20 protein-coding genes and 1 pseudogene are annotated in these 25,689 nt (G+C 52.7%); 16 read left to right on the forward strand and 5 right to left on the reverse strand.

Annotated features, from left to right (window positions below; genetic code table 11):
• The first annotated feature begins 50 nt into the window (after window positions 1-50).
• The 6 genes from IXB28_RS03530 to IXB28_RS03555 all read left to right on the forward strand — a co-directional run bounded on the left by IXB28_RS03530 (window position 51) and on the right by IXB28_RS03555 (window position 9,967).
• Window positions 51-1,481 carry an FAD-binding domain-containing protein gene (locus IXB28_RS03530; protein ID WP_215617164.1) on the forward strand — a complete coding sequence of 477 codons (1,431 nt, stop codon included), beginning with the start codon at window positions 51-53 and terminating at the stop codon, window positions 1,479-1,481.
• A 464-nt stretch (window positions 1,482-1,945) separates the two neighbouring features.
• A complete protein-coding gene (locus tag IXB28_RS03535; protein ID WP_215617165.1) occupies window positions 1,946-2,212 on the forward strand; it encodes a TM2 domain-containing protein in 267 nt (88 codons plus the stop codon).
• A 64-nt stretch (window positions 2,213-2,276) separates the two neighbouring features.
• A complete protein-coding gene (locus IXB28_RS03540; RefSeq protein ID WP_215617166.1) occupies window positions 2,277-2,666 on the forward strand; it encodes a DUF2752 domain-containing protein in 390 nt (129 codons plus the stop codon).
• 290 nt (window positions 2,667-2,956) lie between these two features.
• Window positions 2,957-4,294: a leucine-rich repeat-containing protein kinase family protein gene (locus tag IXB28_RS03545; protein WP_215617167.1), complete on the forward strand. Its 1,338-nt coding sequence runs from the start codon at window positions 2,957-2,959 to the stop codon at window positions 4,292-4,294.
• 546 nt (window positions 4,295-4,840) lie between these two features.
• Window positions 4,841-8,998: a DUF4347 domain-containing protein gene (locus IXB28_RS03550; RefSeq protein WP_215617168.1), complete on the forward strand. Its 4,158-nt coding sequence runs from the start codon at window positions 4,841-4,843 to the stop codon at window positions 8,996-8,998.
• 168 nt (window positions 8,999-9,166) lie between these two features.
• Window positions 9,167-9,967, forward strand: coding sequence for an N-formylglutamate amidohydrolase (locus IXB28_RS03555; RefSeq protein ID WP_215617169.1), 801 nt, complete (start codon window positions 9,167-9,169; stop codon window positions 9,965-9,967).
• Window positions 9,968-10,037: 70 nt separating this feature from the next.
• On the opposite strand, the gene IXB28_RS03560 is transcribed toward IXB28_RS03555, so the two are convergent.
• Window positions 10,038-10,703: a class I SAM-dependent methyltransferase gene (locus tag IXB28_RS03560; protein ID WP_215617170.1), complete on the reverse strand. Its 666-nt coding sequence runs from the start codon at window positions 10,701-10,703 to the stop codon at window positions 10,038-10,040.
• 157 nt (window positions 10,704-10,860) lie between these two features.
• On the opposite strand from IXB28_RS03560, the gene IXB28_RS03565 reads away from it, so the two are divergent.
• Window positions 10,861-11,046 (forward strand): hypothetical protein, encoded by a 186-nt coding sequence (locus tag IXB28_RS03565; protein WP_215617171.1) that lies wholly within the window; start codon window positions 10,861-10,863, stop codon window positions 11,044-11,046.
• Window positions 11,047-11,076: 30 nt separating this feature from the next.
• On the opposite strand, the gene IXB28_RS03570 is transcribed toward IXB28_RS03565, so the two are convergent.
• Window positions 11,077-11,637 (reverse strand): SRPBCC family protein, encoded by a 561-nt coding sequence (locus IXB28_RS03570; protein ID WP_215617172.1) that lies wholly within the window; start codon window positions 11,635-11,637, stop codon window positions 11,077-11,079.
• Between the two features lie 224 nt (window positions 11,638-11,861).
• Between IXB28_RS03570 and IXB28_RS03575 the strand changes: the two genes are divergently transcribed.
• The 3 genes from IXB28_RS03575 (at window position 11,862) to IXB28_RS03585 (ending at window position 14,549) form a co-directional block, all read left to right on the forward strand.
• Window positions 11,862-12,047 carry a hypothetical protein gene (locus tag IXB28_RS03575; protein ID WP_215617173.1) on the forward strand — a complete coding sequence of 62 codons (186 nt, stop codon included), beginning with the start codon at window positions 11,862-11,864 and terminating at the stop codon, window positions 12,045-12,047.
• Between the two features lie 121 nt (window positions 12,048-12,168).
• Window positions 12,169-12,675 (forward strand): sterol desaturase family protein, encoded by a 507-nt coding sequence (locus IXB28_RS03580; protein WP_215617174.1) that lies wholly within the window; start codon window positions 12,169-12,171, stop codon window positions 12,673-12,675.
• Between the two features lie 239 nt (window positions 12,676-12,914).
• The gene (locus tag IXB28_RS03585; RefSeq protein WP_215617175.1) at window positions 12,915-14,549 is read left to right on the forward strand and encodes an alpha-D-glucose phosphate-specific phosphoglucomutase; all 1,635 of its coding nucleotides are present in this window, start codon (window positions 12,915-12,917) and stop codon (window positions 14,547-14,549) included.
• Between the two features lie 142 nt (window positions 14,550-14,691).
• Here the strand turns inward: IXB28_RS03585 and IXB28_RS03590 are convergent, their stop codons facing one another.
• Window positions 14,692-14,964 carry a hypothetical protein gene (locus IXB28_RS03590; protein WP_215617176.1) on the reverse strand — a complete coding sequence of 91 codons (273 nt, stop codon included), beginning with the start codon at window positions 14,962-14,964 and terminating at the stop codon, window positions 14,692-14,694.
• A 297-nt stretch (window positions 14,965-15,261) separates the two neighbouring features.
• Here IXB28_RS03590 and IXB28_RS03595 point away from each other — a divergent pair, with 297 nt between their 5' ends.
• The 6 genes from IXB28_RS03595 to IXB28_RS03620 all read left to right on the forward strand — a co-directional run bounded on the left by IXB28_RS03595 (window position 15,262) and on the right by IXB28_RS03620 (window position 21,157).
• Window positions 15,262-15,732 (forward strand): hypothetical protein, encoded by a 471-nt coding sequence (locus IXB28_RS03595; protein ID WP_215617177.1) that lies wholly within the window; start codon window positions 15,262-15,264, stop codon window positions 15,730-15,732.
• 111 nt (window positions 15,733-15,843) lie between these two features.
• On the forward strand, window positions 15,844-17,202 hold the full coding sequence (locus IXB28_RS03600; RefSeq protein WP_215617178.1) for an MFS transporter: 1,359 nt from the start codon (window positions 15,844-15,846) through the stop codon (window positions 17,200-17,202).
• Window positions 17,203-17,220: 18 nt separating this feature from the next.
• Window positions 17,221-17,412: a CPXCG motif-containing cysteine-rich protein gene (locus IXB28_RS03605; protein ID WP_215617179.1), complete on the forward strand. Its 192-nt coding sequence runs from the start codon at window positions 17,221-17,223 to the stop codon at window positions 17,410-17,412.
• Between the two features lie 170 nt (window positions 17,413-17,582).
• Window positions 17,583-19,292 carry a VWA domain-containing protein gene (locus IXB28_RS03610; RefSeq protein WP_215617180.1) on the forward strand — a complete coding sequence of 570 codons (1,710 nt, stop codon included), beginning with the start codon at window positions 17,583-17,585 and terminating at the stop codon, window positions 19,290-19,292.
• Window positions 19,293-19,300: 8 nt separating this feature from the next.
• Window positions 19,301-20,020: a hypothetical protein gene (locus IXB28_RS03615; protein WP_215617181.1), complete on the forward strand. Its 720-nt coding sequence runs from the start codon at window positions 19,301-19,303 to the stop codon at window positions 20,018-20,020.
• 42 nt (window positions 20,021-20,062) lie between these two features.
• Window positions 20,063-21,157 (forward strand): substrate-binding domain-containing protein, encoded by a 1,095-nt coding sequence (locus IXB28_RS03620; protein ID WP_215617182.1) that lies wholly within the window; start codon window positions 20,063-20,065, stop codon window positions 21,155-21,157.
• Window positions 21,158-21,272: 115 nt separating this feature from the next.
• Here the strand turns inward: IXB28_RS03620 and IXB28_RS03625 are convergent, their stop codons facing one another.
• Window positions 21,273-22,685 (reverse strand): hypothetical protein, encoded by a 1,413-nt coding sequence (locus tag IXB28_RS03625; RefSeq protein WP_215617183.1) that lies wholly within the window; start codon window positions 22,683-22,685, stop codon window positions 21,273-21,275.
• Between the two features lie 514 nt (window positions 22,686-23,199).
• Window positions 23,200-25,689, reverse strand: a pseudogene (locus IXB28_RS03630) (hypothetical protein); the annotation flags it as partial.

Genomic DNA, 25,689 nt, shown 5'->3' on the forward strand with positions numbered 1-25,689 from the left:
CTTTCCTTAAAAACCTTCTATACTAATCAAACTCCATTTATCATTCCCGCATGGCTGATCTCATCCTGTTTTGGCACCGTCGCGATTTACGCATTAGCGATAATCTAGGCCTAGCTGCGGCTCGGGAGCGCAGTCCTAAGGTGGTGGGGGTGTTTTGTTTAGATCCTGGCATCCTCAATGGAGATGATGTAGCGCCAGCGCGGGTAGTTTATATGCTGGGGTGCCTGGCCCAACTGCAAGCACGCTACCGGTCCGTGGGCAGTGAGCTACTGATTTTGCAGGGCAATCCGGTGCAGCAAATCCCCCGGGCCGCGTCCGCATTACGGGCTGTGGCAGTGCATTGGAACCGGGATGTAGAACCCTATTCTCGCCAGCGGGATAATGCTGTGGCCGAGGCGTTGGGGGAAAAGGGCATTGAAATACGAACAAAAACCTGGGATCAGCTCCTCCATGCCCCAGGGGATGTGCTCACCGGGGCTGGCAAACCTTATACGGTCTATGGTCCGTTCTGGCGCAATTGGCAAAAGTCTCCCAAGCTGGCACCTGTGGAGACCCTGCACGATGCGGTGGGCTTGAGTGACGCGGAGCGGGACGGGGTGGATGCCATACCGCTGCCCACGGCGAAAGATTTGGGCTTTGTTTGGCAGGTGCCCTTGCCCCTAGAACCAGGGGAGCTGGCGGCCCAAGCTCAGCTTGCCAGCTTTGGGCAACAGGCCATGGAAGCCTATGACGACCAGCGCAATTTTCCTGCCGTTATTGGCACGTCCTTGCTCAGTGCCGCCCTTAAGTTTGGGGCTGTGGGTATACGTGAGGTGTGGCAAACGGCCACCGTTGCCTACGAGCAATGTCGCAGTGATGAGGGCCGTGCTAATGTCCAAACGTGGATGCAGGAACTGGCCTGGCGAGAGTTTTATCAGCATGTGATGTATTTCTTCCCAGAGTTGGCAGACGGCCCCTACCGGGCAGCTTGGAAAGATTTTCCCTGGGACAATAGTGAAACTCTGTTTGAGGCCTGGTGTGCAGGTCGCACGGGGTATCCCATTGTTGATGCTGCCATGCGCCAGCTAAACGAAACCGGTTGGATGCACAATCGCTGCCGGATGATTGTGGCCAGCTTTCTCACCAAAGATCTAATTATTGATTGGCGCTGGGGCGAGAAGTATTTTATGCAAAAACTGGTGGATGGTGACCTCAGTGCCAACAACGGTGGCTGGCAGTGGAGTGCGTCCAGTGGGATGGATCCTAAGCCTCTGAGGATTTTTAATCCGGCGAGTCAGGCGAAGAAGTTTGATGCGGATGCGGAGTATATTCGCCAGTGGTTGCCTGAAATTCGTCGGGTGGATACGGGTGCTTTAGTGAGTGGTAAAATCTCCCCCCTCGATGTGGAAGGGACGGGCTATGCTGCTCCTGTGGTGGATCATAAAAAACAACAGGCTTTGTTTAAGGAGCTGTATAAACAACAAAAAGCTAAGCTGCAGTAGCCATTGGTGCGGTTGATCCTCGAGATAATTTCATTGGCCCCATTTAGGTGATTGGCGTTTGTGCCTGACATTCTCCCCACAGCCCTATGGGCTTGTGCCCGGATGTTTGTTGCTGTTCTGTTGTTTTGTTTCCGCCAAAAATATGTAATATGTCTGCCGGCTTTTTGTCTGCGCCGAGAATATAGTGGTGGGTTTTGATGGGTGGCATTGCCTGGTCTCGAGTCGCCCTGGGCAGTCCGTTGCCTGATGTCTGAGGTTAGTTTGCCGACACCTGGTGTGCGCCCCTAATACAGCTTCGCAGTATCAAGTTTTCCTTTGTGATCCGGACTTGCTGCAATTTGTCTGGATTAAATTGTTATGGCAAAGTTTTTTGATTTCTAAAATCCGGCCACTTAACGGGGAAGTCGTCTTGTTTGCACAGTCGGCTAACACGATGGAAATTCATTTAAAGGGAATGAAGCGACATGACTAATTCAGGTAGTCCAGATGGGGCTGATAAGAAAATCGTGGCTGGAATCTGTGGCATTCTGCTCGGTGCCCTGGGTGTCCATAAGTTTATTTTGGGCTACACCACGGAAGGCGTGATTATGTTGGTGGGGAGCTTGGTAACCTGCGGGTTTGGGGCGGCTGTGTTCGGTGTAATTGGCTTGGTTGAAGGGATTTTATATCTGACTAAATCCGATGATGAATTTGTCAGCACTTACATCACCAATAAGAAGGGGTGGCTCTAGGCTAGGTCTGCCTCTATCTAGGCTGGCGCTGTATGGGCGCTTCGGCCTATGGGGGGCGCTATTGATGCCGTTGCTGATTGTTGTGCTTCACAGGCTGGGCTACGAGGTGCATCTGTGGGGCTGTTTTATGCAGGCATTGGTGGGTATTCCCTGCCCCACATGGGGGATGACTCGGGCTGTATTTGAGATCGCAAATGCCCAATGGTCGGCGGCCATCCAATACAACCTGCTCGCTCCCTTTGCCATTGTCCTGTGGGGCGTTGCCCTGGTGCACATCAGTGCCGAACTATGGACTAGGACGGTGCTGAGTCTTTGGTGGCGGCGGCGGTCGGTGTGGCTGGTGGTGGGGCTCATGGTCGTTGGCTACCATGGCCATCGGCTCTATGATTTATGGACCTCTGGCACCCTGGCGGTGACGGTGCAGCAGTCATGGCTCTATGGCCTATTGGGGTAGGTGTGTCGTTTTTTCCTTTTTCCGTAACCTATGGGTAATCAAAGGCTCCCTTTAAAAGCAGGATTAGCGATCGCAGGTTTAACCTACTTTCAGATTTTTTCTCATTTAGGGCTACACCCTATTCTAAAAAACTATCTGATTTTGGTGCCCGTTCAGATTGGCGTACTTATCTATTTTGGCTACATTTACTGGAGTGGCAAATCTGAGTCGCCCAGCCGCCTTCGGGCAAACGTTGCGGATAGAACAAAGAAGACGGAGTAGGATTGTATATACTCTAAATTAATCACTATATGAAGTCCTTAAGCTTAGATCTCGAGACATCCATCGGAGAACCGCGCCTCAAGTTAGCAGACAATTTAACTGAGTTCCCCCTAGAGATTCTAGAGCAGGCAGAATCATTAGAGATTTTAGACCTTTCCAATAATCAGCTGAAAACGCTGCCCGACGAGTTTGCCCGGTTAAAAAAACTGCGCATCGCCTTTTTTAACAATAACCAGTTTGAAGAGTTTCCCGAGGTTTTGGCAAAATGCCCAAATCTCTCCATGGTTAGCTTCAAGGGCAATCGGCTCCACACCATCCGTGAAACAGCCCTATCTCCCAACATTCGGTGGCTGATTCTCACCAATAACCAATTAACCCAATTGCCCAAGAGCATTGGCACCCTGACCAAGCTGCAAAAGTGCATGCTGGCGGGGAACCAGCTATCGGCTTTGCCAGGGGAAATGGCGAACTGTAAAAGCATAGAGCTGCTGCGGTTGGCGGCGAATCGATTTGAGTCATTGCCAGACTGGTTGTTCACATTGCCCCGTTTAACCTGGTTGGCCTATGCTGGCAACCCCTGCTGCCAGCCAACCGCAGCGCAGAAAAATGCCTTTTTGGCCATCATTGAACCGGAAGAACTGCAGCTGGGGGAGGTGCTGGGCCAAGGGGCCTCGGGCGTTATTTATAAAGCCCAGTGGCAGTCGGGCGGGCCCTCGGGGCTAGTGCAAGATGTGGCGGTCAAGCTGTTTAAAGGGGAAATGACCAGTGATGGCTTGCCCCTGGATGAAATGCAGGCCTGCATTGCTGCGGGCACCCACCCGAATTTAGTGAATGTGCTGGGGAAACTGGGGCAGCCGATTGATGGCAAAGCGGGGCTGGTGTTTGCTTACATTGCCAACAGCTACAGCAACTTGGGCAATCCCCCCAGCTTAGAGACCTGCACTCGGGATACCTACCCAGAGGATGCCAGTTTCTCTTTGCCCATGATTCTCAAAATTGCCTATGGTATTGCGTCGGTTGTGACCCATCTCCATGCCCGTGGCATTATGCATGGCGATCTCTATGCCCACAATATTTTGATCAATGCTCGGGGCAAGAGTATTTTGGGAGACTTTGGGGCAGCCTCTTTCTTTGATTTAGATGCTAAGCCAACAGCCCAAGCATTTCAGTGGCTGGAGTCGCGAGCCTTTGGCTGTCTTTTGGAAGACTTGCTCGATCGCTATGGGGCAGAGGCTGTCGATGGGGAAGCCGCAACTATGGAGCAACTGAGGGTGTTGCAACAGCAGTGTATGGCAGAAGAGCCCAGCAAACGTCCACTGTTTGAGACAATTTGTCAAACTCTATCGACGGCGTCTCAGATGGGGTAGGCGTTGGCTACCAAATAAAACAGCATCACCTAGTTGCGGATAGCAGGGATGCTGTTTTTGGGATGTTGATGGCAACAGCCATGCTGTTTAAGCTGGGGCAGCAACTCGTGTGGGGATAATTTTGCGATCGCAACTTTTCTTGCCGATGGAAAAGTGCGATCGCTTTTTGCTGTTAACAACTTCGTACATCCAGCCCCAGGGCACTGGAAAACCACCCAGACTTCAGCCGTGCCAATCATGCTGCAACCGCTCACCATTAAATTGCCTTGGTAAGTATATCCTTTATACATTCACCATTAGATTCATATAAACCTCATGGCCACCATGGGAAGCTGAGAATATACTGAGAACAACTTAAGAGCTTTATAGTCTTTGGGGACACATTTCATGTTGGTGCCATTGTTTCTAGGTGGTGCCCTATTTATTTTGCAGATGTAGTTGGTCGATTCCATTTGTTGCAATGGAATTGTTGCGTATTGTTTTCCTAACTCATCTCTGCTTTATCTCTTCATTTAAGCCTCAAATAATTAAAGTTTTTTTTGAAGCATGTCAGTAAATAATAGTCCTGCATCGGATGCATCCTCTGTTGTATCCATCGCTTTTGTTGATGGTGCTGTTGGTCAGGCAGATACCCTGATACAAGGTCTTCAAGTAGATAAAGTCTTTTTATTAAACGATAAAACCAATGCCATTGGGCAGATCTCTCAGGCGTTGGGGGCCCATCAAAACCTAGCGAGTATTCATATCTTTTCCCATGGTGGTGAGAATACTTTACAGTTTGCCAATGGCTATTTTTCTGCCGCGAACCTAGGCGATTATGAAGAGGAGCTAGCCGCCTGGGGAGATGCCCTATCCACCGACGGTGACCTGTTGTTCTATGGCTGTAACCTTGCGGCTGGGGGCGATCAATTTATTCAACAGGTGAGTCAGTTGACCCAGGCAGATGTGGCTGCTTCCGATGATATGACCGGCCACACCAGTCTCGGTGGAGATTGGGATTTGGAAACAACCATTGGCACCATTGAAGCTGCCATGGCGGTGGATCTGGCCACCCAAGCGGTTTACCGAGACACCTTAGATACGATTGTGGGCACGGCGGGGGCCGACGGTCTGTTGCAGGGCACGGCGGGTGACGACACGTTGAGTGGTCTGGGGGGCATTGATGCCCTCCGGGGAAATGGTGGCGCAGATGTCTTTATTTTGGGGGATGAAACCGGCGGTTTCTATAACCAGGCACAGTTTAGTGACTATGCCGATATCGTCGACTTTACCATCGGAGAAGATATCATCCAGCTCAACGGAGTGCTGGCTGACTATACCTTCCAAACGGTGGGCAACAACACTTGGATTTATCAGGGGCCTTCCTCCAGTGGTGAGTTGGTGGCCGATATCTTTGATACCAATGGTGTCGATATTACCGGCAGCATTGACTTTACGGACGATGGCACGCCCCCTAATCCGCCCAATCCGCCTAACCCCCCCAATCCGCCTAACCCGCCTAACCCGCCCAATCCACCCACCCCCGGCAATACTATCTTGGGTACGGCTGGCAGCGATGGTTTGTTGTCAGGAACCAATGGTGACGACACCATCAAGGGCCTAGGGGGCATTGACGCCTTGGCGGGCAATGGTGGGGCGGATGTGTTTGTGCTGGGGGATGAAACTGGCGGCTTTTACGACAGGGCCCAGTTTAGTGACTATGCCGACATCATTGACTTTACCGTCGGGGAAGACTTTATCCGTCTAGATGGGGGCTTTAGCGACTATACATTTGAAACCGTTGGCAACAATACCTGGATCTATAAAGGCCCCTCCAGCAGCGGTGAGCTGGTGGCTGATGTCTTTAATACCAATGGTGTGGACATTACCGGCAGTATTGACTTTGTGGATGGAGGCACGCCACCGCCAGAAGAGTCTACCTTTGCCCTCCAGGACAGCACCACCGTCTTTGTCAATGAGGCCGCCGGGGTGGCCACGATCACCGCTGTGCGCACCGGCGGCATTCAGCAACAGGCTACCCTGGAATATACCCTGAATGAGCTGGGGGAGAATTCGGCCACGGGCGATGTTGATTTTACCCGACCCACGTTTGATGGTCGGCCCAACACTGGACAAGTGGTCTTTGCTGCTGGCGTGTCCGAAGTGTCCTTTGCTATTCCCATTGTCAATGATGACGTGAGTGAAGGGGATGAAAGTTTTTCGGTGGGTATTCAAAACCCGACGGGCGGCACCCTCGGCGCCCCTCGAACCAAGCTGATTACCATCGTGGATGACGATGTTGCTTCAACCATTTCCCTGGGGCAAGGGTCGCTGAATGTGGCGGAATCTGACGGCACGGCTACGGTGACGGTCCAGCGAAGTGGCGATGCTGGGGTGGCAGCGTCTGTTACCTACAGTATTAGCGATGGTACGGCCAGTGTGGGCGAAGATTATGGTGGTGCCACGTCGGGTACGGTTAATTTTGCGCCGGGGCAAACCTCCCAAACCATTGATATTTCGATTTTGGAAGATAGTCTGACGGAAGGGAATGAGACGTTTTCCCTGTCGTTGGAGACTGCCACCAATGCTGCCCTGGGCGCTCAGCTGACCACCACCATTAATATTCTCGACAACGATCTGGATCTGGGGGCCTTAACCCGCACAACGGCGGTGACTGGATTGGTGCAGCCCACCACCCTGGATTGGACCCCCGATGGCCGCTACATGTTGGTGGCTGAAAAGGGCGGTGTGGTTAAGGTGGTGGATAACGGCGTATTGCGCTCAACGCCGCTGATTGACATTGCCGACCAGGTGAATGGCACCCGCGATCGCGGCCTGCTGGGGTTAGCCATTCACCCCGAATTTCCCAGTAACCCCTATGTGTATTTGCTCTACACCTACGATCCACCGGAGACCGCAGGTAGAACCGGGCTGGGTGGCCCCGACGGCAACGGCAACCGGCCATCGCGCATGGTGCGTGTCACCGTGGACCCCAACACCATGGTGGCGGATGCCAACAGTTTGCTCGTATTGGCGGGCACCAACAGCACCTGGGACTACACCAATAGCCCCACCGGCAACAGTACCGGCGATACGTCCATTACGCCGTCCGGCATTGTCAATGGCACCACCATTACGGCACCCGCCAGTGAAATCGAAATTGGCACCCAGGACAATGACCCCGATCGCCCTGGCATCCAAAACCAAAATATCCGCGACTACCTGGCCACCGATAGTGAATCCCATTCCATTGGCGATTTAGAATTTGGGGCCGATGGCTATCTCTATTTGAGTAACGGCGATGGCACCTCCTACAACTTTGTGGATGCGCGCACGGTGAGGGTGCAAGACATCAACAACCTGTCGGGTAAGGTGCTACGCATTGACCCCATCACAGGCGAAGGTGTTTCTACCAACCCGTTCTACAATGGCGACGGCGATAGCAACCAGTCCAAGGTCTTTTACTCGGGGCTGCGCAATCCGTTCCGGTTTGCCTTTGACCCGGTGACCGACCTCCCCGTCATCGGCGATGTGGGCTGGACCACTTGGGAAGAGGTGAATACTGGCCCCGCCGGGTCTAACTTTGGCTGGCCCTACATCGAAGGCCCCAACCCCACGGGCGGATACAGCAATTTAGCCCAAGCGATCGCATTTTATAACAATGGCAATCGCAACAACCCAGGGGATGAAGCCGCCGTAGTACCGCTCCTGCCCCGCACCCACGGCGCCCCGGATAATGCCAATGCCATTATGGTGGGCGACTTTTACAATGCCAACACCCTCATGTTTGGTGATGTGAACAATGGCACCCTCTATGCCGCCACCTTAGACGACAGTCGCCAGGTGACCAATGTGCAAGTGTTTGACTCCGGTGCCCAGTTTGTGGTGGATATGAAAATGGGACCCGATGACACGCTCTATGGTGTCAATCTGGTGTCTGGTAGCATTCTGCGCTGGGACACCGACAATACCCCACCGCCTACGAGTACCTACAATGGCAACACCTATGTGTTGACCAATGGCCTGAAGAGTTGGGAACAGGCCCAGGCGGAAGCCACTAGCCTGGGGGGGAACTTGGTCACCATCAACGATGGTGCAGAGGAAGCCTGGCTGCAGCAAACCTTTGGCAATACCGAACTGTATTGGATTGGCTTTACCGACCAACAAACCGAAGGGCAGTACGAATGGGTGAGTGGTGAGGCGGTGACCTATACCAACTGGGCCCCGGCGGAACCCAACAACTTTGGTGGCGATCAAGACTATGGCGTGATGAACTTTGGCCCCACCCGCCAATGGGACGATGACTCCACCAGTACCACCGGCAATGTCTTCCGAGGCATTATTGAGATTCCGGCCTTCACCTACAATGGCAAGTCCTATCGGCTAACCGACGGTGCTAAGAGCTGGGAACAGGCCCAGGCGGAAGCCACTAGCCTAGGGGGGAACTTGGTCACCATCAACGATGGCGCAGAAGAAACCTGGCTGAAGCAAACCTTTGGTAGCACCGAGCGGCTGTGGATTGGCCTTACGGATCAACAAACTGAGGGACAGTTTCGGTGGGTCAATGGTGAGGCGGTGACCTACACCAACTGGGCACCGGGGGAGCCCAACAACTTTGGCGGTGATCAGGACTTTGGCGTGATGAACTTCGGCGGCACCAGCCAATGGGATGATGACTCCACCGGCACCACCGGCAATATCTTCCGGGGCATTATCGAAATCTAACCCGCTCCTGCGGCATCGGTATCGATAAATCTTCCATGGAACAAGAGGGGGCAACTAAAATGTTGCCCCCTCTTGTCGTGGAGCATGCTGGCAAGCCTAATAGTGGATTGGATTGGATCCGATCGCCGTTTGCTACGATGGACAAACATTTGTCAGAGGTAGCAACATTTGTTTGATGCATCTCCTTTTCGAGTTCATCCACCGACCGGTCGCCCATGTCCTATTGTTGCCAGCATTCCCCACAGTGGGCTAACGGTGCCGACCGAAATGATGGAGCTGCTCCATGGACAATACCAAGATTTTCTACCCCACCAAGACTGGCACCTGAATCGGCTCTATGATTTTTTGCCTAGTTTAGGGATTACGGTCTTAGAAGCGGCCTATAGTCGCTATGTGGTGGATCTCAACCGAGTGGCCAAGGCTCCCTTTTTTGGCAGTTTTTGGCAGGCAGCGGTGCCACGACAAACCGCATTTGGCTCTGCCCTTTACCGAGTTGTGCCCGATCAACCGCAGATACAACGGCGCATTGATGCGATTTATCGCCCGTATCATCAACGGCTAGAGACCTTGCTCCAGGCTGCGATCGCACAGTTTGGGCAGGTTTATCTGCTCGACTTACACAGTTTTGCTGGCCCCATTACCGATCAAGTTTGTTTAGGCAATAACAATGGTCGCAGTTGTTCTAATCAATGGATGACAGCGGTTAAGGCGGGCTTTAACGGGCAGGACTATCAGGTCGCTTGCAACCATGTTTTCAACGGCGGATATATTACGCGCCACTATGGAGCCATGGCTAATGTGGACGCATTACAGATTGAATTTCGATATCACAACTATCTAGATCTGAAACAACTCGATCAGCCCCGGATTCCCGATTGGGATGTGCCAGAGTTCCACCAAGCGCAACAACGAGTTGCTGAGATTTTTCGATCTTTGGTAGATAATCTATCGCTTTCTTGCCAGCATTAGACCATCGGCCCTTGGTGGATAATCTATCGCGTTCTTGCCAGCATTAGACCATCGGCCCTTGGTGGATAATCTATCGCTTTCTTGCCAGCATTAGGCCATCGGCAATGGGGAGCAAACTCATCGCCACCCGCCCATCGCCATGGATTTTTTGGTTGAGGGCATGGATCCGCTTTGTGCGGTTGTCGTGGTCCGCCGGTGGGTTCGCCACCCGACCCGACCACAGAACATTATCAATGGCAATGAGGCCCCCCGTGCGCACAAGCTGCAACGCCCGCTCATAGTAGTTGTCGTAGTTGCTTTTGTCGGCATCGATAAAGGCAAAGTCAAAACTGTTGCTGTGGCCTGTTGCAATTAGCTGGTCAAGGGTGTCTAGGGCGGGGGCAATGCGCAAATCGATCTTGTGATCCACCCCGGCTTTTTGCCAATATTTGCGGGCCATGGCGGTGTAGTCATCGCTAATGTCGCAGGCAATTAGCTGGCCGTCTTCAGGTAGTGCCATGGCCACAACCAAAGAGCTATATCCGGTAAATACCCCCACCTCCAGCGCTTTTTTTACCCCCAACAGTTCCACCAAAAATCCCATGAGCTGGCCTTGTTCTGGGGCGATTTGCATCACTGCCCTAGGGTGTTGGGCATTCTCTTCTCGCAGTTGTTTTAAAATCTCACTGTCGCGTACGCTCACTGATAGGAGATAGCTGTGGAGAGTTTCAGTGAGGTTAAGAATCTGGGTAGACATGGAGAGGGAAGGCGCCGTTAACAATTAGGCAAGTGTTGCCTGGCCCCATTCTATCGCCAACATTTCTATCGCCAACATTGTGAATCCCAATTTTCTGTTACAGCTGTCTAGAACAGCAATTTGCTATTCTGGGGCTATATCAATGAGCAATGCTCCCATGGATGCAACTCCGGTCATACAGGTGGCTGCCCGAGTCGGGTGGATTATTGAAATTAGTCAACAGGGAAATGGATATCGCTGTTGGGTCATTAACCGTGAGTTAGATGTATTGAGCGACGGGTATGTCTATGCCACCAGCAGTGCGGCCCTAGCGGCAGGTCGCTTGTTTGTAGAACGAAGCTAGCCCGCCGCTAGGTTGCAACTATGCTGATAGTTAGGCCAGCACTTTTACCTTTTGCGACTGACACAACACGCGTCGCATGGTTTTGAGGTTGCCGGGGAGGTCAATGCGCATGGCCTGCTCGAGCAAAAATTTGGGCGCTGGAATTGTGGGGGTGGCCTGGACTGAATAGGTCAGCAGGGTGCCTTCGCCAAAGTCTTCTAGCACCAGGTCGGCGGCAAAGTCGGCAAAGGTGCCGCGCTCTAGGCGAAATTGGATGCTTTGGTGCACATGTTCAACGACGTGTAGATAAATTTCTACCTGGGCCGTAAATAAAATAAAGGCCTTGCGGGCAGCTTGATATAGTTTGCGCGTAATGCGCTGGGATTGGTGCTTGACCTGCTGCTTAACGGCCGTTTCTAGCTCGCGACTTTGGGTGATGTCGGGAAAATAGTGAACCCAGCGACTGTAGTCGGTGAGCTGTTCCCAAAGTTGAGAGCGCACCAACGGCACATACATTTGAGCAGTAACGGCGGCACCTTTACCGGAGTGATTGCGAGTTGCAATTAGAACATCGCCGCGCAGCAAAGCCGCTTGTTGTGTCGTTGAAACCATAGGAACTATAAGGAAAACTATATAGGTGTAATCAAATAAATAAGCGGATTAATAATGGCATTAAAGGCACCTGATTCACACGACAAATGAATTTGCCAGATTTTACTGATTCGTTGCCATTATTAACTAGACGGCGTAAGACTGGTGTCAAGCAGGCACATTATTGCGTAAAACCTTAGTGAACCTTATCGTTTCCTAGGCAAAACCCCTCATTAGTTTGACCGATGACTAATCGTTTTCGTTTGCGTCCAATCACTCAACTTTTGCTCGCCACCATGGCGATGACGGCGGTTGTGTGGATATTACGGGGAGTAGGGCTGCTGGCATTTTTGCCAGGGATTATCATTTGGTTGCTAATTTTGGCCTGTTTTGCGATCGCACTCTTCAGCACGCTGCAATCAACTCGATAACCTGTTGATACCACGGGAAAACACGATAGGTTAACGAATGTAACCAAAAATTAAATGTTGTATTAAATAAATTTTAAATTGACTTTGCTAGGTTGCCCCCAAGAGTTGTAAGGCAATCAGCATGGAATACGTAGAAATTGCAGGGTCAGTGTTCGCAGTTCCCTTACTGCTACTGCTGTTGGGGGATTTTGTCGCCACATTCATTTACCATGTGCCAGAGCATGTGTTTGGCCGATATCACAGCCTTGTGCACCACAGTCCGAATCGCAGTTTTGTTAGCTACGCGGTGCGCAAACATTGTCCCCAGGCCCTATTGCCCGGTTTCCTAGGGGCATTCCCCTATTTAATGTGGGTGCCGTTTTTATGGCTGCTGTCCCCGGTAGGCACCATGCTGGGGCTGCTGCTGGCGGAGCTCCATGTTATTTGGCGCCATCAGGAGGCCCCTAGCTACAGCACACCGAAATCGATTAAGACCCTGTGCCGTTGGTGCTGCATCACCACCCCTGAGCGTCACCAGCTGCACCATAGAAACGCCAACCTGGCCTATGGCGATGTGTTTACCTTTTACGGTGAGCCCGCCCAGCTGTGGCTCAACTTTCTGCGTCAGGTGAAACGCCAGCTTGCTTAGGAGTTCGGAATTCGGAATTCGGAGTTCGGAATTTAGTCAGCGCCCCTTGAGCGGAGTCGAAAGGGGGTATCGGCTATGGAACTTAGAGCCTTTAGGACTTCCCCATTCCGACTTCCCCATTCCGACTGCCCAAAGCCGGAACGCTGCGGATGTAGATCCGTCAAACACAGTGCAGTTGTAGTCATCCTGTTAATCTTTTAAGGATGAGTCAGCTTGCTGATGCAGAGATAAGGAGTATCATGGCCATCCAGACCGTTTCGACAAAGCCTTTTTCAGATCAAAAACCGGGCACGTCTGGTTTACGTAAGCAAGTTACTGTTTTCCAAAAGCCCAATTATTTAGAAAACTTTGTTCAATCTATTTTTGACAGTTTGGACGGCTATCAGGGGCAAACCCTGGTAGTGGGTGGAGATGGTCGATTTTATAATCGCCAGGCCATTCAAATCATTCTTAAAATGGCGGCCGCCAATGGCTTCGGTAAAGCGTTGGTGGGCCAGGGGGGCATTTTTTCCACCCCTGCGGTTTCTTGCATCATTCGTAAATACAGCGCCTTTGGTGGCATCATCCTGTCGGCTAGCCACAACCCCGGTGGCCCCGACGGCGACTTTGGCATCAAGTACAACACGGGCAACGGCGGTCCTGCCCCGGAGAAGGTGACCAGCGCCATCTTTGAGCGCAGTAAGACCATTGATGTCTACAAAATTTTAGAAGCAGAGGATGTCAACCTGGACCGGGTAGGCTCCACCGCCATCGGCAATATGACCGTTGAGGTGATGGACTCGGTGAATGACTATGCTGCCCTAATGGAAACGCTGTTTGACTTTGAGCAAATCCGGCAGCTGCTCACCTCTGGTAATTTCACCATGTGTATGGACTCGCTCCATGCGGTCACTGGCCCCTACACCAAGGCGATTTTTGAAGGGCTGCTGGGGGCACCCCAGGGCACGGTGCAAAACGGTGAGCCGTTGGAAGACTTTGGGGGTGGCCACCCGGACCCGAACCTGGTATATGCCCACGACCTGGTGGAGGTCATGTTTGCGGAGAATGCCCCCAGCTTTGGTGCGGCCTCCGATGGCGATGGCGATCGCAACATGATTGTGGGTAGCAACTTCTTTGTTACCCCCAGCGATAGCCTGGCCGTGCTGGCCGCTAACGCCACCCTGGTCCCCGGCTACCGTGGTGGCATCTCCGGTGTTGCCCGTTCCATGCCCACCAGCCAGGCCGTGGACCGCGTGGCCGAAAAGCTGGGGGTGGACTGCTACGAAACCCCCACCGGCTGGAAGTTCTTTGGCAACCTGTTAGATGCCGACAAAGCCACCCTCTGTGGTGAAGAAAGCTTTGGTACCGGCTCTAACCACGTGCGCGAAAAAGATGGTCTCTGGGCCGTACTGTTCTGGTTAAATATTTTGGCCGTGAAGGGACAGTCCGTGGAAGCTATTGTCAAAGACCATTGGGCCACCTATGGTCGCAACTACTATAGCCGCCACGACTTCGAAGGGGTGGAGACCGCTGCAGCCAATACATTGATGGAGGGCCTGCGGGGCCAGCTGGGTAGCCTCAAGGGCCAAACCCTGGGCAGCTACACCGTCGACTATGCCGACGACTTTAGCTACACCGACCCCATCGACAATAGCGTCAGCCAAAAGCAAGGCATCCGCATTGGCTTCACCGACGGTTCTCGCATTGTGTTCCGCCTGTCGGGTACGGGCACCCAAGGGGCGACACTGCGCCTCTATGTGGAAAGCTACGAACCCGATTCTGCAAAGCACGACATCGACACCCAAGCCGCCCTGGGTGAATTGATTCAAATTGCGGATCAGATAGCGAAAATCAAAGAGCTAACTGGCTTTGATAAGCCCACGGTGATTACCTAAACCCGGAGCCGACTAAATCCCCTCCTCGGAGGGGTGCCCTGCGGGCGGGGTGGGTTTCGATGACGAGTGCTAACGATCGAAACCCACCCCGTTGCCCCTCCCAGGAGGGGAAAGTATTTGGCAAGTGGCCGTAGCTAACAGCCTATTGCTCAGAAATTTTGACGCTGCTGGTAATCTGTTGACGATTGCCAGTTTTTATATACTTTTCCGATACCGCAGTCATTTCCGCCACCCGCTCGGCATTTTGCACCTCTTCAGCCTTTGCTTGCACGGCGGCGGCTTCCTTTGCTTTTAAGCCATTTTTAGCTTTAGTCAAAAACGAAAGGGTAAAGCCCACACTCAGGTAGGTGGCGCTCATAATCGCCCAGCCTTCGATGACGTAGGTCATCATGTGGTTCAAGGTTTCAACAGTCATGATGCGCTCCCGTTGGCAAAAACAACGTTGGTGGATAGTTGTGCTATCTCAGTGAAAAATATAAACGCACTAAATAGGTGCGCTGCATGGGTGGGGACGTTGCTTTTCATTTAAGCAGGTTCTTTTTGGGATCGGTACTTATCAAAAAAAATATTTTCATACGACTTCTATAAAGTAAGCCTCAAGCCCCTGAATGCCTTGGGTAGTCGGTTGTGCGCTTCCTGTAAAGTGTCACATGGCCTTTGTTTTTGGGAATATTGGCTGTGGTGTATCCATCGATTTTTATTAATAAGTGCTATGGGTCTTTTTGCTTTAGTTAAACCGCTATTGGGTGCGGCTGTTGGTGTTTTGGGGCTATCTTCTGCGGCGCTGGCCCTACCGCTGGTGGAAAGTGGGATTGAAAACTATGCGGGGGCTGGTATCCGTGCGGGGTTCAACGACTCTACGGCGCTGGTGCTGGATTCTAAATTTCAGGTTTTTCCGTTAGAGATGTCCAGTGTATCGGTGCGGCCTGCTGTTTACATTGGCGATGACTTGGAGGGGCGTTTGCCGCTGTCCTACGATTTTCTCTTTGATGATGGGTTTCTGCTTTTTGGCGGTGCCGGTGTGGCCTACAACTTTGATGAAGGCGACTTAGATCCAATGTTTACTGCGGGGGTGGATCTGGGGATTACAGAGCGTTTGGTGCTGAATGTTGAAGGTAACTTGATTATTAAGTCCAACGATACGGATGCTGAGGTGGCAGCATCGATTAACTGGCGGTTTTAGGCTGGTTTGGTAAACGGGCAAGGGCAATGTGTGGAAGACAGAATGCTGTAGCACTATTCAGCTCAGGTCACTCTTCGGTATGGTGAGATACTGGGCGTCACTGTTTGCATTATGTCTAATCGCTTGTCCTTGCAAACCAAAGTTGCCTACGGCATTGGTGAACTAGGCACGGCTATTCCCATTGGCCTCGCTATTTTCTATTTATTGTTTTTTCTGACTGAGGTGGTGGGGTTATCTGCCACCCAGGCTGGAGCTGTGCTGTTGATTGGTCGGGTGTGGGATGCCGTTAACGACCCCGTCATTGGCTGGCTTAGCGATCGCACCCGTTCCCGTTGGGGCCGTCGCTACCCTTGGTTGGTGCTGGGCGCACTGCCCCTGGGCTTTTTCACCTTTATGCTCTGGCTGGTGCCACCGCTACAGTCCCAGACCAGTCTTTTTATTTACTACACGCTGATGGCCATCGGTGGCTATGCGGCCTTTTCGGTGATTATTTTGCCGATGGTGGCCATTGCCACGGAGCTTACCCCCGACTATGACGAACGCACCAGCATTATGTCGGTGCGCTCGGCGGCTAATATTGTCGGTTCTGTGGTGGGGTTGGTGCTGGCCCAAATTATTTTTGCCCTGGTGGAAGATACCCAGCGGCAGTACATGATTTTAGGGGGCGTCAGCGGCATTTTTATTGTGGTGGCCATTTTCATTTGTGTGGTGGGCACCTACGGTCAGTATCGTCCGGTGATGCGCAACCAGCCGGAGGTCTCTCCCCATCCCATGGGCCGCCAGCTGCGCAAGGTGTTTAGCAATCCCGCGTTTCGCTGGGTGATGGGCCTCTATCTATGTTCGTGGGTGGGGGTGCAGGTAACGGCGGCGATGTTGCCCTTTTTTGTGACCGACTGGATGGGGCTGGGGGAGCAGCACTTTACCCAAATGGCGATCGCAGTGCAGGGGAGTTCGGTGCTGCTGCTGCCGTTTTGGCTGTGGGTCACCAAACGCACCAGCAAGCGCTGGGTCTATTTTGCGGGGGCTCCGTTGGCCCTGTGTGGCCTCGGGGTGTTGGGGCTGCTGCAGCCAGGTCAGATTGTGGCCATGTACATTGTGGGGGTGGTGATCGGCGCGGGGCTATCCACCTTTTATTTGGTGCCCTTTGCCATGCTGCCCGATGTGATTGACGATGAAGAATTGCGCACCGGCGAACGCCAGGAGGGCATTTTTATTAGCCTGATGGTGTTTTTGCAAAAGGTGGGCATTGCGATCGCGATCTTTATCTCAGGCTGGCTATTGGACTGGGCCGGGCAGATCAGCCCAGAAATACGCCTATCGGTGATTCGGCTGTTGGCCAGTGCCGGTCCCAGTTTGTTAATCTTCGGCGGTCTCTACTGTGTCTATCGCTATCCCCTCACCCGCTGTGCCCACCACCGGATTCGTCTCCAGCTAGAAAAACAGTCGCGATCGCCCCAAAGACAGCCCTAGTCCACCCCTATCGACCCTATGCAAACCACCGCCGAATACTACTGCGCCTACTGCGGCGAACCGAGCACCACCTTTATCGATATCAGTGGCGGCCTCACCCAACAATATGTGGAAGACTGTCAGGTGTGCTGTCGGCCCAACGTGTTGTACATCACCATCGATGAAGACACCTTAGATGTAGATATTCAAACAGACTGCGAGGACCGCTAAGGAAAATGATTTTCCAGGCGTCTGGAGTTCGGAATTCCGAATTCAACCCCCCGAATTCAACTCGATATCCCTGGGCAGATGCGGGCCATGTTGGTCACAATAGATGCGAAACGGCCACATACATGTGCATGGCCACAAACGTGTGAATTGCTAATCATTGATTGGGAGTTATGGTAAATCGACTAAAACGCCTGTTGCCCGTTGTTTCTGGAACGTTAACCTTGGTGCTGGCCGGCTGCGGTGGCGGCGGCAATTTTGCTGATAGCGGCAACGGGTTTGAAGTGAAACTGCTGGTAGGTAGTGCGCTGCACCATTTTTGTGATGAGGCCGCCGCCCAGTTTAACCAAACCAATCCCAAACTGGATAGCGGTGAGGCGTTTTACATGGGTTGCGAAGCCGCGGGCAGCGGTGATGTGGTGGAGCGCACCGTTAATTTGGCCCAGCAGCTACAGCAGGGGGCCATTACCCCTGAGGCGCCGGAATTTCCCACCATTGTGTCGGTGGATGGTGAAATTTATCAAAATCAGCTGATCTATCGCATGGATCAGCTCTACCCTGGCCAAAACTATATTCCAGCCATTACCGACGCACCGCTACTGGCCACCAGCCCCATGGTGTTTATGGTGCCCAGCGACCTGGCACCGGGGTTGCGTAATGTAGACGATTTATTTTCACAACTAGTCACAGCCAAAACCCATCAGGACCTGGATTCCAGCAGTCCAGCCCAGCCCGTTTACTACGTCCACACCGCACCCACCCGTTCCAACTCCGGGTTACAAACCCTGGTCTCCCAGTTTGCCTCTGTTTCTGGCAAACGCCCAGAAGACCTCACCCTGGACGATGTGAAACAACACCAGGCCGCGGTTCAACAGATTCAAACTAAAATCACTCGCTACGGCAAATCCACCTCCACCCTGGCAAAATCCATGGTGGAGAATGGGCCGTTTTGGGCATCCATTGGCTCAGTCTATGAATCATCGGTAATTGCCGCCAATACAGAGTTGCCCCCCGGAGGCACCCGCTACGAAGCGGTGTATCCCAAATCCACATTTACCTCCAACATGCGGGCCATTGTGCCCAATGCCCCCTGGGTCAACGACCAGGAAAAAGCCGCCGCTGATCAAATTGTGGACTATTTGCAATCGCCCCCAGCCCAGGCAATTGCCACGAACCTGGGGCTACGACCGGGGGCTCCTGGTGTAGCGCTCGGGTCTAAGTTTTCCAGTAGCTTTGGTGTAGATCCCCAGGCTAGCTATGATTCCTATCGGCCCCCCGCCCCAGAGGTCGCTGAAGCGATGTTGACGACCTGGAGCCAGGTGGCGAAAAAGTCTTCTCTAGTGGTGGTGGTGGTGGATACCTCCGGCTCCATGGAAGGCAATAAACTCCCATCAGTGCAGAATACGCTGAAGACCTACATAGATGGCCTCGGTCCCAAAGACCAGGTGGCCCTAATTGATTTTGATAGTGATATCCGGCAGCCCGTTTTAGTGGATGGCACCCCGGAAGGGAAAGCACGGGGGCTTCAGTTTGTCGCTAGCCTACAGGCAGACGGTGGCACCCGCTTGTATGATTCAGCCCTGGCTGCCCGCAACTGGCTCTCGGAAAACCTGCGGGCCAATGCCATCAATGCGGTGTTGATTTTGACCGACGGTGAGGATTCTGAATCGGGCATCGGCCTGGATCAGTTGGGCCAAGAGCTATCGAAGAGCGGATTTTCGTCGGATCAGCGCATTGCCTTTTTCACCGTGGGCTATGGCAAAGAAGGGGACTTTAATCCCCAGGCCCTAGAGCAAATTGCCCAGCTGAACGGAGGATACTATCGTAAGGGGGATCCGGCCACCATTGCCCAGCTGATGGCGGATCTGCAGGTAGAGTTTTAGGAGCACTGATGAAGCTAGCTAATCCATTGCAGTATCCACTGGCGGTGCTGGCGGGGGGCATTTTTTTAGTGGGTGCGGTGCGGGTGGGTCGTTTACCTGCGTTTGTGGCCATCCCCGGTGCAGCCATCATTGCCACGGCAGGGGCAGCTGTGCTGAACTCCCGTGAGCCGGACAGGGTGGAGCTGACTAACAAGGCCATTAACCGTGAGTTTCAGCAGGTGCGGCAGCAGGCTGTGGCCCTGGGGGAACGGGCCGATGAGCTGAATACAGAGGCGACTCGTTTGCTGACGGACAGTGACCAGATTGAGCTGTTGGGGGTGGTGCAGTATGCGTGCGATCGCACCCAGGAGCTGCCCCAAAAGATCGATCAGCTAGCGTTGAAAATGGAGGGCCAAGACGCCCTACTCTCGGTTGATGACCTAGAGCGGCAGCTAAAACAAGCCGAAAAGAAAGTGCGCAACAGCAAAGGCGTGGCCCAGGAACAGTGGGGCAAACTGGCCAACAACCTAAAACGCAATATTGCCCTGGCCCAGCAAGGGGAAGACGCCCGCCAAGCCCAGTTGGCCAACCTATCGAACCTGATTGTGGAATCGGGAGGCGTTTTGCAACAGCTACAAAACAAGCTGCGCACGGCCGATCTCTCCAGTTCTGTTGCCGCCGCCGAAGTGCGAGAACTTAGCGACGAGGTCAAAGCCTTCCAAGAAAATGTTGACGTGTTGATAGCCTAATTTTTACCCTATTGCCCACTCCGAATTCCCAATTCTCCTCCCATGTCCAAACCCCTGATTTCCCTGGCCATTATCGCCGCCTCTGCGGGGCTGGCCTTTGTGCCCTTGCCCGGTGTTAACCAAACCATCACCATTGTTAGCGGCAGCGAATTGCAAGAACCCCTCAAACTGCTCGAAGCCCGCTTCGAACAACAGAATCCGTCAATTCAAATAAATCTTGAGTTCCAAGGGTCCCAAGATATCGTCAACCAATATATCGACGACAATAACGACTTTGAACCCACGGTGCTAATTCCCGCCAATGGGCAACTGCTAGATGACCTTAGCCAGCGCTGGCAGGCCCAGTATGGCAGTGAGCCCTTCTATGAAACGCCCCAGCCGATTGCAAAAACAATGCTGGTGGCGGTTTCCTGGCCCGAACGAGCCCAGGTCCTATTTCCCGATGGTCAGTTTCAATGGCAACGCTTAGAGGATGCCATGGCCGGTGGTAACTGGAGCAAAATTGGTGGCAATGCCGCCTGGGGTAGCTTTGATTTTGTTACCACCGATCCTACCCGCTCCAACAGCGGTCAGCTCACCATGGGGTTATGGTCTCAAGCGGAGGCCAAGAGTAATAGTCTCAATGCCAGTGACTTTGGTCAAAACAATGTGCAGACCCTGTTTGGCCTGGTCAAACGGTCGGTCTATCAGCCGCCCCGCTCCACTGACATTCTGTTGCAAGAGTTTATTACCCGTGGCCCCAACGATGCCGATATTGCCACAGTGTACGAAAGTATTGCCCTGCACCGTTGGGAGCAGTCCAGTGCTACCCAGGGGCAGCCATACCAAATTCTTTACCTGGATCCAACCATCGAAACCATCTCTACGGCCGCTATTGTGCGCCGGGATGTCAGCGGTGGAGAAGCCAAGGCTGGCCGTCAGTTTATTGACTTTTTGATGGCGCCCGATCAGCAGGCTGTGTTTGTTCAATATGGTTTTCGCCCGATGAGTGCCAATGTGGACCTAGCTTCGGTGCCCGATAGTCCCTGGAGTAAAAACATTCCCGGCGCAATGGTGAATCCCAATGGCAAAGTGAGTTCACCGCCGGATCGGTCTGTTGTGGAAGAAGTAATTCGTCAATGGCAGCGGGCAAACTAAGGAGCTGTTAAGGAACAACTTCACGGTTTAAGCCAGAAAAGCTTGTTAAGCCATGATTTAAATGCACAAGGCCATGATTTTAATGTTTAACAAGCCCTAAGAAGACATTGCCCAGTTAATTTATCCGTGTCCTAAAGCGAACATACCCATAGGCGCCGGTCGGGTCTAAGGACGCATTGGGTAAGTCTTCTAAGATTACAACAATGGCTCCGTTAGGATTTGAATTGATCCCATTGCCATCATTGTCACAATCAATCTCAGGAAAACTATGGGCTGGGTCGATACCTGGGGCAAAGTAGGTAGCCCTATCTCCATCATTTGCCCCGGTATGGTAGTCAATGGAGCCATTTCTCAAGAGTTCGACGCTGAGATCGGCTCCAACAATTCCACCTGGCGCTGCTAACGCATTGCCATAGGCATTGGGGATAAAACTTGAAAACGTGGGAATATAGTCGCAAAAGATAACATCTTCGGCAGCGGCATTTCCAGAAGAGAGAAAATAGATGGTGTATTCAATTTCATCGCTGGGGCTAACTTGACCACCCTCGATGCCCCCTATCAGGTTGGTGGTGATATTGGGCCATTGATCGGTATCTTCGCGGGGGTCGGTTGGCCTAATCGGGGCCGATACGGTGATGTCATTGTCGTCATAGGGATTGCTGAAGTCATCCCTATACAACGATAGGTTGTTGCCGTTAACGGTTTCGGTGTCCCCATTAATAGCTGTGATACGTTTGACCAACAGAAGATTTGGGGTCTTAGGAGGATTGTCCGCAGGTTGTTCTGCGAGAGTGGCACCAATAAAGCTAATGTGTTCACGATTGCCCGTATCACCTGGGTCATCGTCCCCGACGACCACTAACATTTGTTTTACCTGGTTAGCCTCATCTACAAAACCAATCCATCGAGTGGTGCGGTTGCCACATCCTCGAAACGAGGCATCGCCACACTGGCTAGGGTCGGTGGTGGTCGTCACCACTGTGTCATCACCGATCCGATTACCATCGGCGTCTAGCAATCTGACAATTGCTGATGTTCCATTTGGATTAGTTTCCAAATCTCCAAACCAGGCACCAAATGCTGTCACCGGTTCTGAAAAGGTAAATAAAACCCCATTGCGACTCGTCGTTGAGCCACTGGTTTCATTCCAATATCGCGGTTGAGCCGTCGTGTTATAAAGGCTGTGGGGCCTGGGTGCATCGCTTTGAAGCGTATTACTGTCACGTAGCTGGGCGCTGTTGGCAACAGTTCCTACACTGTTAGGATTGCTGAGCTCGGCATTGGTCACATTATGGAGTGATGTACTGACGGTAATACCACTACTGGTCGTGAATAACTCATAGTTATCGGCACTGATGGAAACATCGTCTCCTGTCGGAATCTGATTTTGGGTGATAGTAGCAGCGCCAATGGCACTGGCAGCACTGCGCCATGGATCGTCTAAACTTTCTACCTGGTTGCGACTACCCTTATTGTTGAATCCAACTTCATCACTGATGTAGATGACGGGTGTTGCAACGGCAGTCATTGGCCAAAAAACTCCCACAACAGAGATTAACGGAAGCGTAATTGTTGACGGGGCTACTGGAGCTGTTAACCATGGTTTTTGCATGCCCTGAACGAGTGGTGGTAATCGCTGTATTGCACAGTAAATCAAAGGGAATATGATTTTCCCTCGTCTATTTATGGTTTTTGCCTATAAATAGGCTGAAACAAATTATTCTGATAAAAATAGAGTGCACAATATATATTTAAAATTCTCAGCAAAATTGCCGATTCCTTTTCAAAAATAAGGAATATCGCTTTGCCATAAGATATGGGCTAAGTTAGGTGAATTTTCTGTTGATTTATGATGATTTTCGCTGTTTTGGAAATATTTTTTGTGGATGCCTGCGGGGCGTAACGCCCATAAAAAGACTCCATTAGCCGTTATGCAACGACTAATGGAGTCTTTTGTTTGAAGCACTGTCCACTGCTAGCTTCCATCGTCCGCAGTCCATGGAGACGCATAAAGCGTCTCCATGGACTGCTATGAAAATGTGCTAGAAGATGAAGTTGCTATTGTCGATGGTGACAGCGTTGACGTTCATCAACATCGCTACCTGCTGCATGCCAGAGCCGGTGTCAGCCATGATAACGGTGTTGTTGCCAGCTTGCTGGGCGATAACGTTGCTGCCCAGGGCGGCATTGCCGTTAAAGATGGAGCTGAGGTCAATGCGATCGCGCACGATTTCAAAGTCAAAGATAATATCTCCGAATTCATTCACCCGTTCATAGCGGAAGGCGTCGAGCCCTTGTCCACCAAAGAGCAAATCACTGCCCTCTCCACCGACCAGAATGTCATCGCCGCTGCCGCCGCGTAGCAGGTCACGACCCTCTTCCCCATAGAGAGAGTCATTTTCACTGCCTCCCGAGATAAGGTCATCGCCGATGCCGCCGTAGAGCGTATCATTGCCGCTGCCCCCATTGAGCAGATCCTTGCCGGCTCTACCGTAGGCAACGTCATCGCCGCTACCGGCATTAACGATATCGTCCCCATCGCCAGCGTCAACTTCATCCCCATCACTACCCGCGTTGAGAATGTCGTTACCCACACCGCCGACTACCCGGTCCAGGTCACTACCGCCATTGACAATGTCATTGCCAGCACCGCCATCCAGGATGTCATTGTCACTGAGGCCATTAATGATATCGTCACCATTGCCCCCCGTGAGTACATCGTTACCCGCCGTACCCGAACTATTCTCAGGGTTGCTGTTACCCGCTTGTAAATAGTCAGGCACCCCATCACTGTTCGAGTCAAGCGCAGTGGGGTCACCGTTGTCACCAAAGGTGTTGGGTGCCGGATCCACATCATCGAGAATGCCGTCCCCATCCGTGTCAGATCCATCAACAACGCCGTCACCGTCACTATCCAGGTCTGCGTTCCCGCCTTCAATAACATCGTCAATGCCATCGCCGTCAGAATCAAGGTCTAGATAGTTAGGCGTACCATCGTTGTCAATGTCAGGTGCTGTGGGTTCGCCCTCATCACCAAAGCCATCGGCCGGGTCCACCACATCAGCAATGCCATCACCGTCAGAATCAGGCCCGTCAACCAGCCCGTCCCCATTGAGGTCATTGTTGCCGCCTTCGAGGACATCATTAATGCCATCGTTGTCAGAATCAAGGTCCAAATAGTCGGCCACATTGTCGCCGTCGGTGTCGGGGGCTGGGGTATCGCCGCCATCGCCAAAGCCATCGGCTGGGTCAACGGTGTCTACAATGCCGTCGCCATCGCTATCATCGGGCACCCCATCGCCATCGGCGTCAGGACCATCGACAATGCCATTGCCATCGGCGTCATTGTTGCCCGCTTCAATCACATCATTGATGCCGTCATTATCAGAGTCGAGATCTCTGAAGTCAGCAACGCCGTCCCCGTCCGTATCAGGATTGGGTACCGGAGTGCCGCTATGGCTGGGGTCAAGGGCGTTGGGTAAGCCATCGCCATCAGCGTCAGGGCCGCCGGTGTTGTCATCGATGCCATCGCCATCAACGTCGGTGCCGCCCGCTTCTAACACATCGTTGATGCCGTCATTGTCAGCGTCCAGGTCTTTATAGTCATCAACGCCGTCGCCGTCCGTATCAACGGGTTCGTCCGGTGTTCCGTCCCCATCGTAGTCAGGGGCACCAGACTCAGGTGTGGTTTCCACCGCATCTGCCAATCCGTTGGAGCCAAAGGAGTTGCTCGGGTCAATCACCCCGTTATTGTCAGTGTCCAACGCTGCAATATCAGTGGTACTTAACCCAGACTCTTGTAGGTCAGTGAGGCCATCGCCGTCAGAATCAAGGTCGAGATAGTCGGGCGTGCCGTCCCCATCGGTGTCGCCATTCCCTTCTTCTTCGTCCAGAATGCCGTCATTGTCAGAGTCGATGTCGAGGTAGTTGGGAATGCCGTCACCGTCAGTGTCATCATTGAGCGGATCGCCATCGCCGTCAGCATCTTCATCGATGGTGTCGATGCCGTCGCCATCATCATCGACATCTAGATAGTCGGGCGTGCCATCGTTGTCAGTATCCTGAGCGTCGCTGGGGTCACCATCACCATTGGGGTCAGGGTTCTCAAACTCGCTGTCAATACCGTCGTTGTCGTCATCGACATCCAGGTAGTCGGGGGTGCCGTCATTGTCAGTATCCTGAGCGTCGGATGGGTCGCCGTCGCCATTGGGGTCAGGGTTCTCAAACTCGCTGTCGACACCGTCGTTGTCGTCGTCGTTGTCGAGATAATCAGGCGTACCGTCATTGTCGGTATCCTGGGCATCGGATGGGTCGCCGTCGCCATTGGGGTCAGGGTTCTCAAACTCGCTGTCGACACCGTCGTTGTCGTCATCCACGTCTAGATAGTCGGGGGTGCCGTCATTGTCGGTGTCGACTGCGTCGGATGGGTCACCGTCGCCGTTGGGGTCAGGGTTCTCAAATTCGCTGTCGACACCGTCGTTGTCGTCATCGACATCCAGGTAGTCAGGCGTGCCGTCGTTGTCGGTATCCTG

Source organism: Leptothoe kymatousa TAU-MAC 1615, assembly GCF_018739865.1.
GTDB lineage: Bacteria > Cyanobacteriota > Cyanobacteriia > Phormidesmidales > Phormidesmidaceae > Leptothoe > Leptothoe kymatousa.

Bases quoted from the DNA above. Each gene is read 5' to 3' on its own strand.
- IXB28_RS03530 (WP_215617164.1), top strand. From the start codon at position 51: ATGGCTGATCTCATCCTGTTTTGGCACCGTCGCGATTTACGCATTAGC.
- IXB28_RS03535 (WP_215617165.1), top strand. From the start codon at position 1,946: ATGACTAATTCAGGTAGTCCAGATGGGGCTGATAAGAAAATCGTGGCT.
- IXB28_RS03540 (WP_215617166.1), top strand. From the start codon at position 2,277: ATGCCGTTGCTGATTGTTGTGCTTCACAGGCTGGGCTACGAGGTGCAT.
- IXB28_RS03545 (WP_215617167.1), top strand. From the start codon at position 2,957: ATGAAGTCCTTAAGCTTAGATCTCGAGACATCCATCGGAGAACCGCGC.
- IXB28_RS03550 (WP_215617168.1), top strand. From the start codon at position 4,841: ATGTCAGTAAATAATAGTCCTGCATCGGATGCATCCTCTGTTGTATCC.
- IXB28_RS03560 (WP_215617170.1), bottom strand. From the start codon at position 10,703: ATGTCTACCCAGATTCTTAACCTCACTGAAACTCTCCACAGCTATCTC.
- IXB28_RS03565 (WP_215617171.1), top strand. From the start codon at position 10,861: ATGGATGCAACTCCGGTCATACAGGTGGCTGCCCGAGTCGGGTGGATT.
- IXB28_RS03570 (WP_215617172.1), bottom strand. From the start codon at position 11,637: ATGGTTTCAACGACACAACAAGCGGCTTTGCTGCGCGGCGATGTTCTA.
- IXB28_RS03575 (WP_215617173.1), top strand. From the start codon at position 11,862: ATGACTAATCGTTTTCGTTTGCGTCCAATCACTCAACTTTTGCTCGCC.
- IXB28_RS03580 (WP_215617174.1), top strand. From the start codon at position 12,169: ATGGAATACGTAGAAATTGCAGGGTCAGTGTTCGCAGTTCCCTTACTG.
- IXB28_RS03585 (WP_215617175.1), top strand. From the start codon at position 12,915: ATGGCCATCCAGACCGTTTCGACAAAGCCTTTTTCAGATCAAAAACCG.
- IXB28_RS03590 (WP_215617176.1), bottom strand. From the start codon at position 14,964: ATGACTGTTGAAACCTTGAACCACATGATGACCTACGTCATCGAAGGC.
- IXB28_RS03595 (WP_215617177.1), top strand. From the start codon at position 15,262: ATGGGTCTTTTTGCTTTAGTTAAACCGCTATTGGGTGCGGCTGTTGGT.
- IXB28_RS03600 (WP_215617178.1), top strand. From the start codon at position 15,844: ATGTCTAATCGCTTGTCCTTGCAAACCAAAGTTGCCTACGGCATTGGT.
- IXB28_RS03605 (WP_215617179.1), top strand. From the start codon at position 17,221: ATGCAAACCACCGCCGAATACTACTGCGCCTACTGCGGCGAACCGAGC.
- IXB28_RS03610 (WP_215617180.1), top strand. From the start codon at position 17,583: ATGGTAAATCGACTAAAACGCCTGTTGCCCGTTGTTTCTGGAACGTTA.
- IXB28_RS03615 (WP_215617181.1), top strand. From the start codon at position 19,301: ATGAAGCTAGCTAATCCATTGCAGTATCCACTGGCGGTGCTGGCGGGG.
- IXB28_RS03620 (WP_215617182.1), top strand. From the start codon at position 20,063: ATGTCCAAACCCCTGATTTCCCTGGCCATTATCGCCGCCTCTGCGGGG.
- IXB28_RS03625 (WP_215617183.1), bottom strand. From the start codon at position 22,685: ATGACTGCCGTTGCAACACCCGTCATCTACATCAGTGATGAAGTTGGA.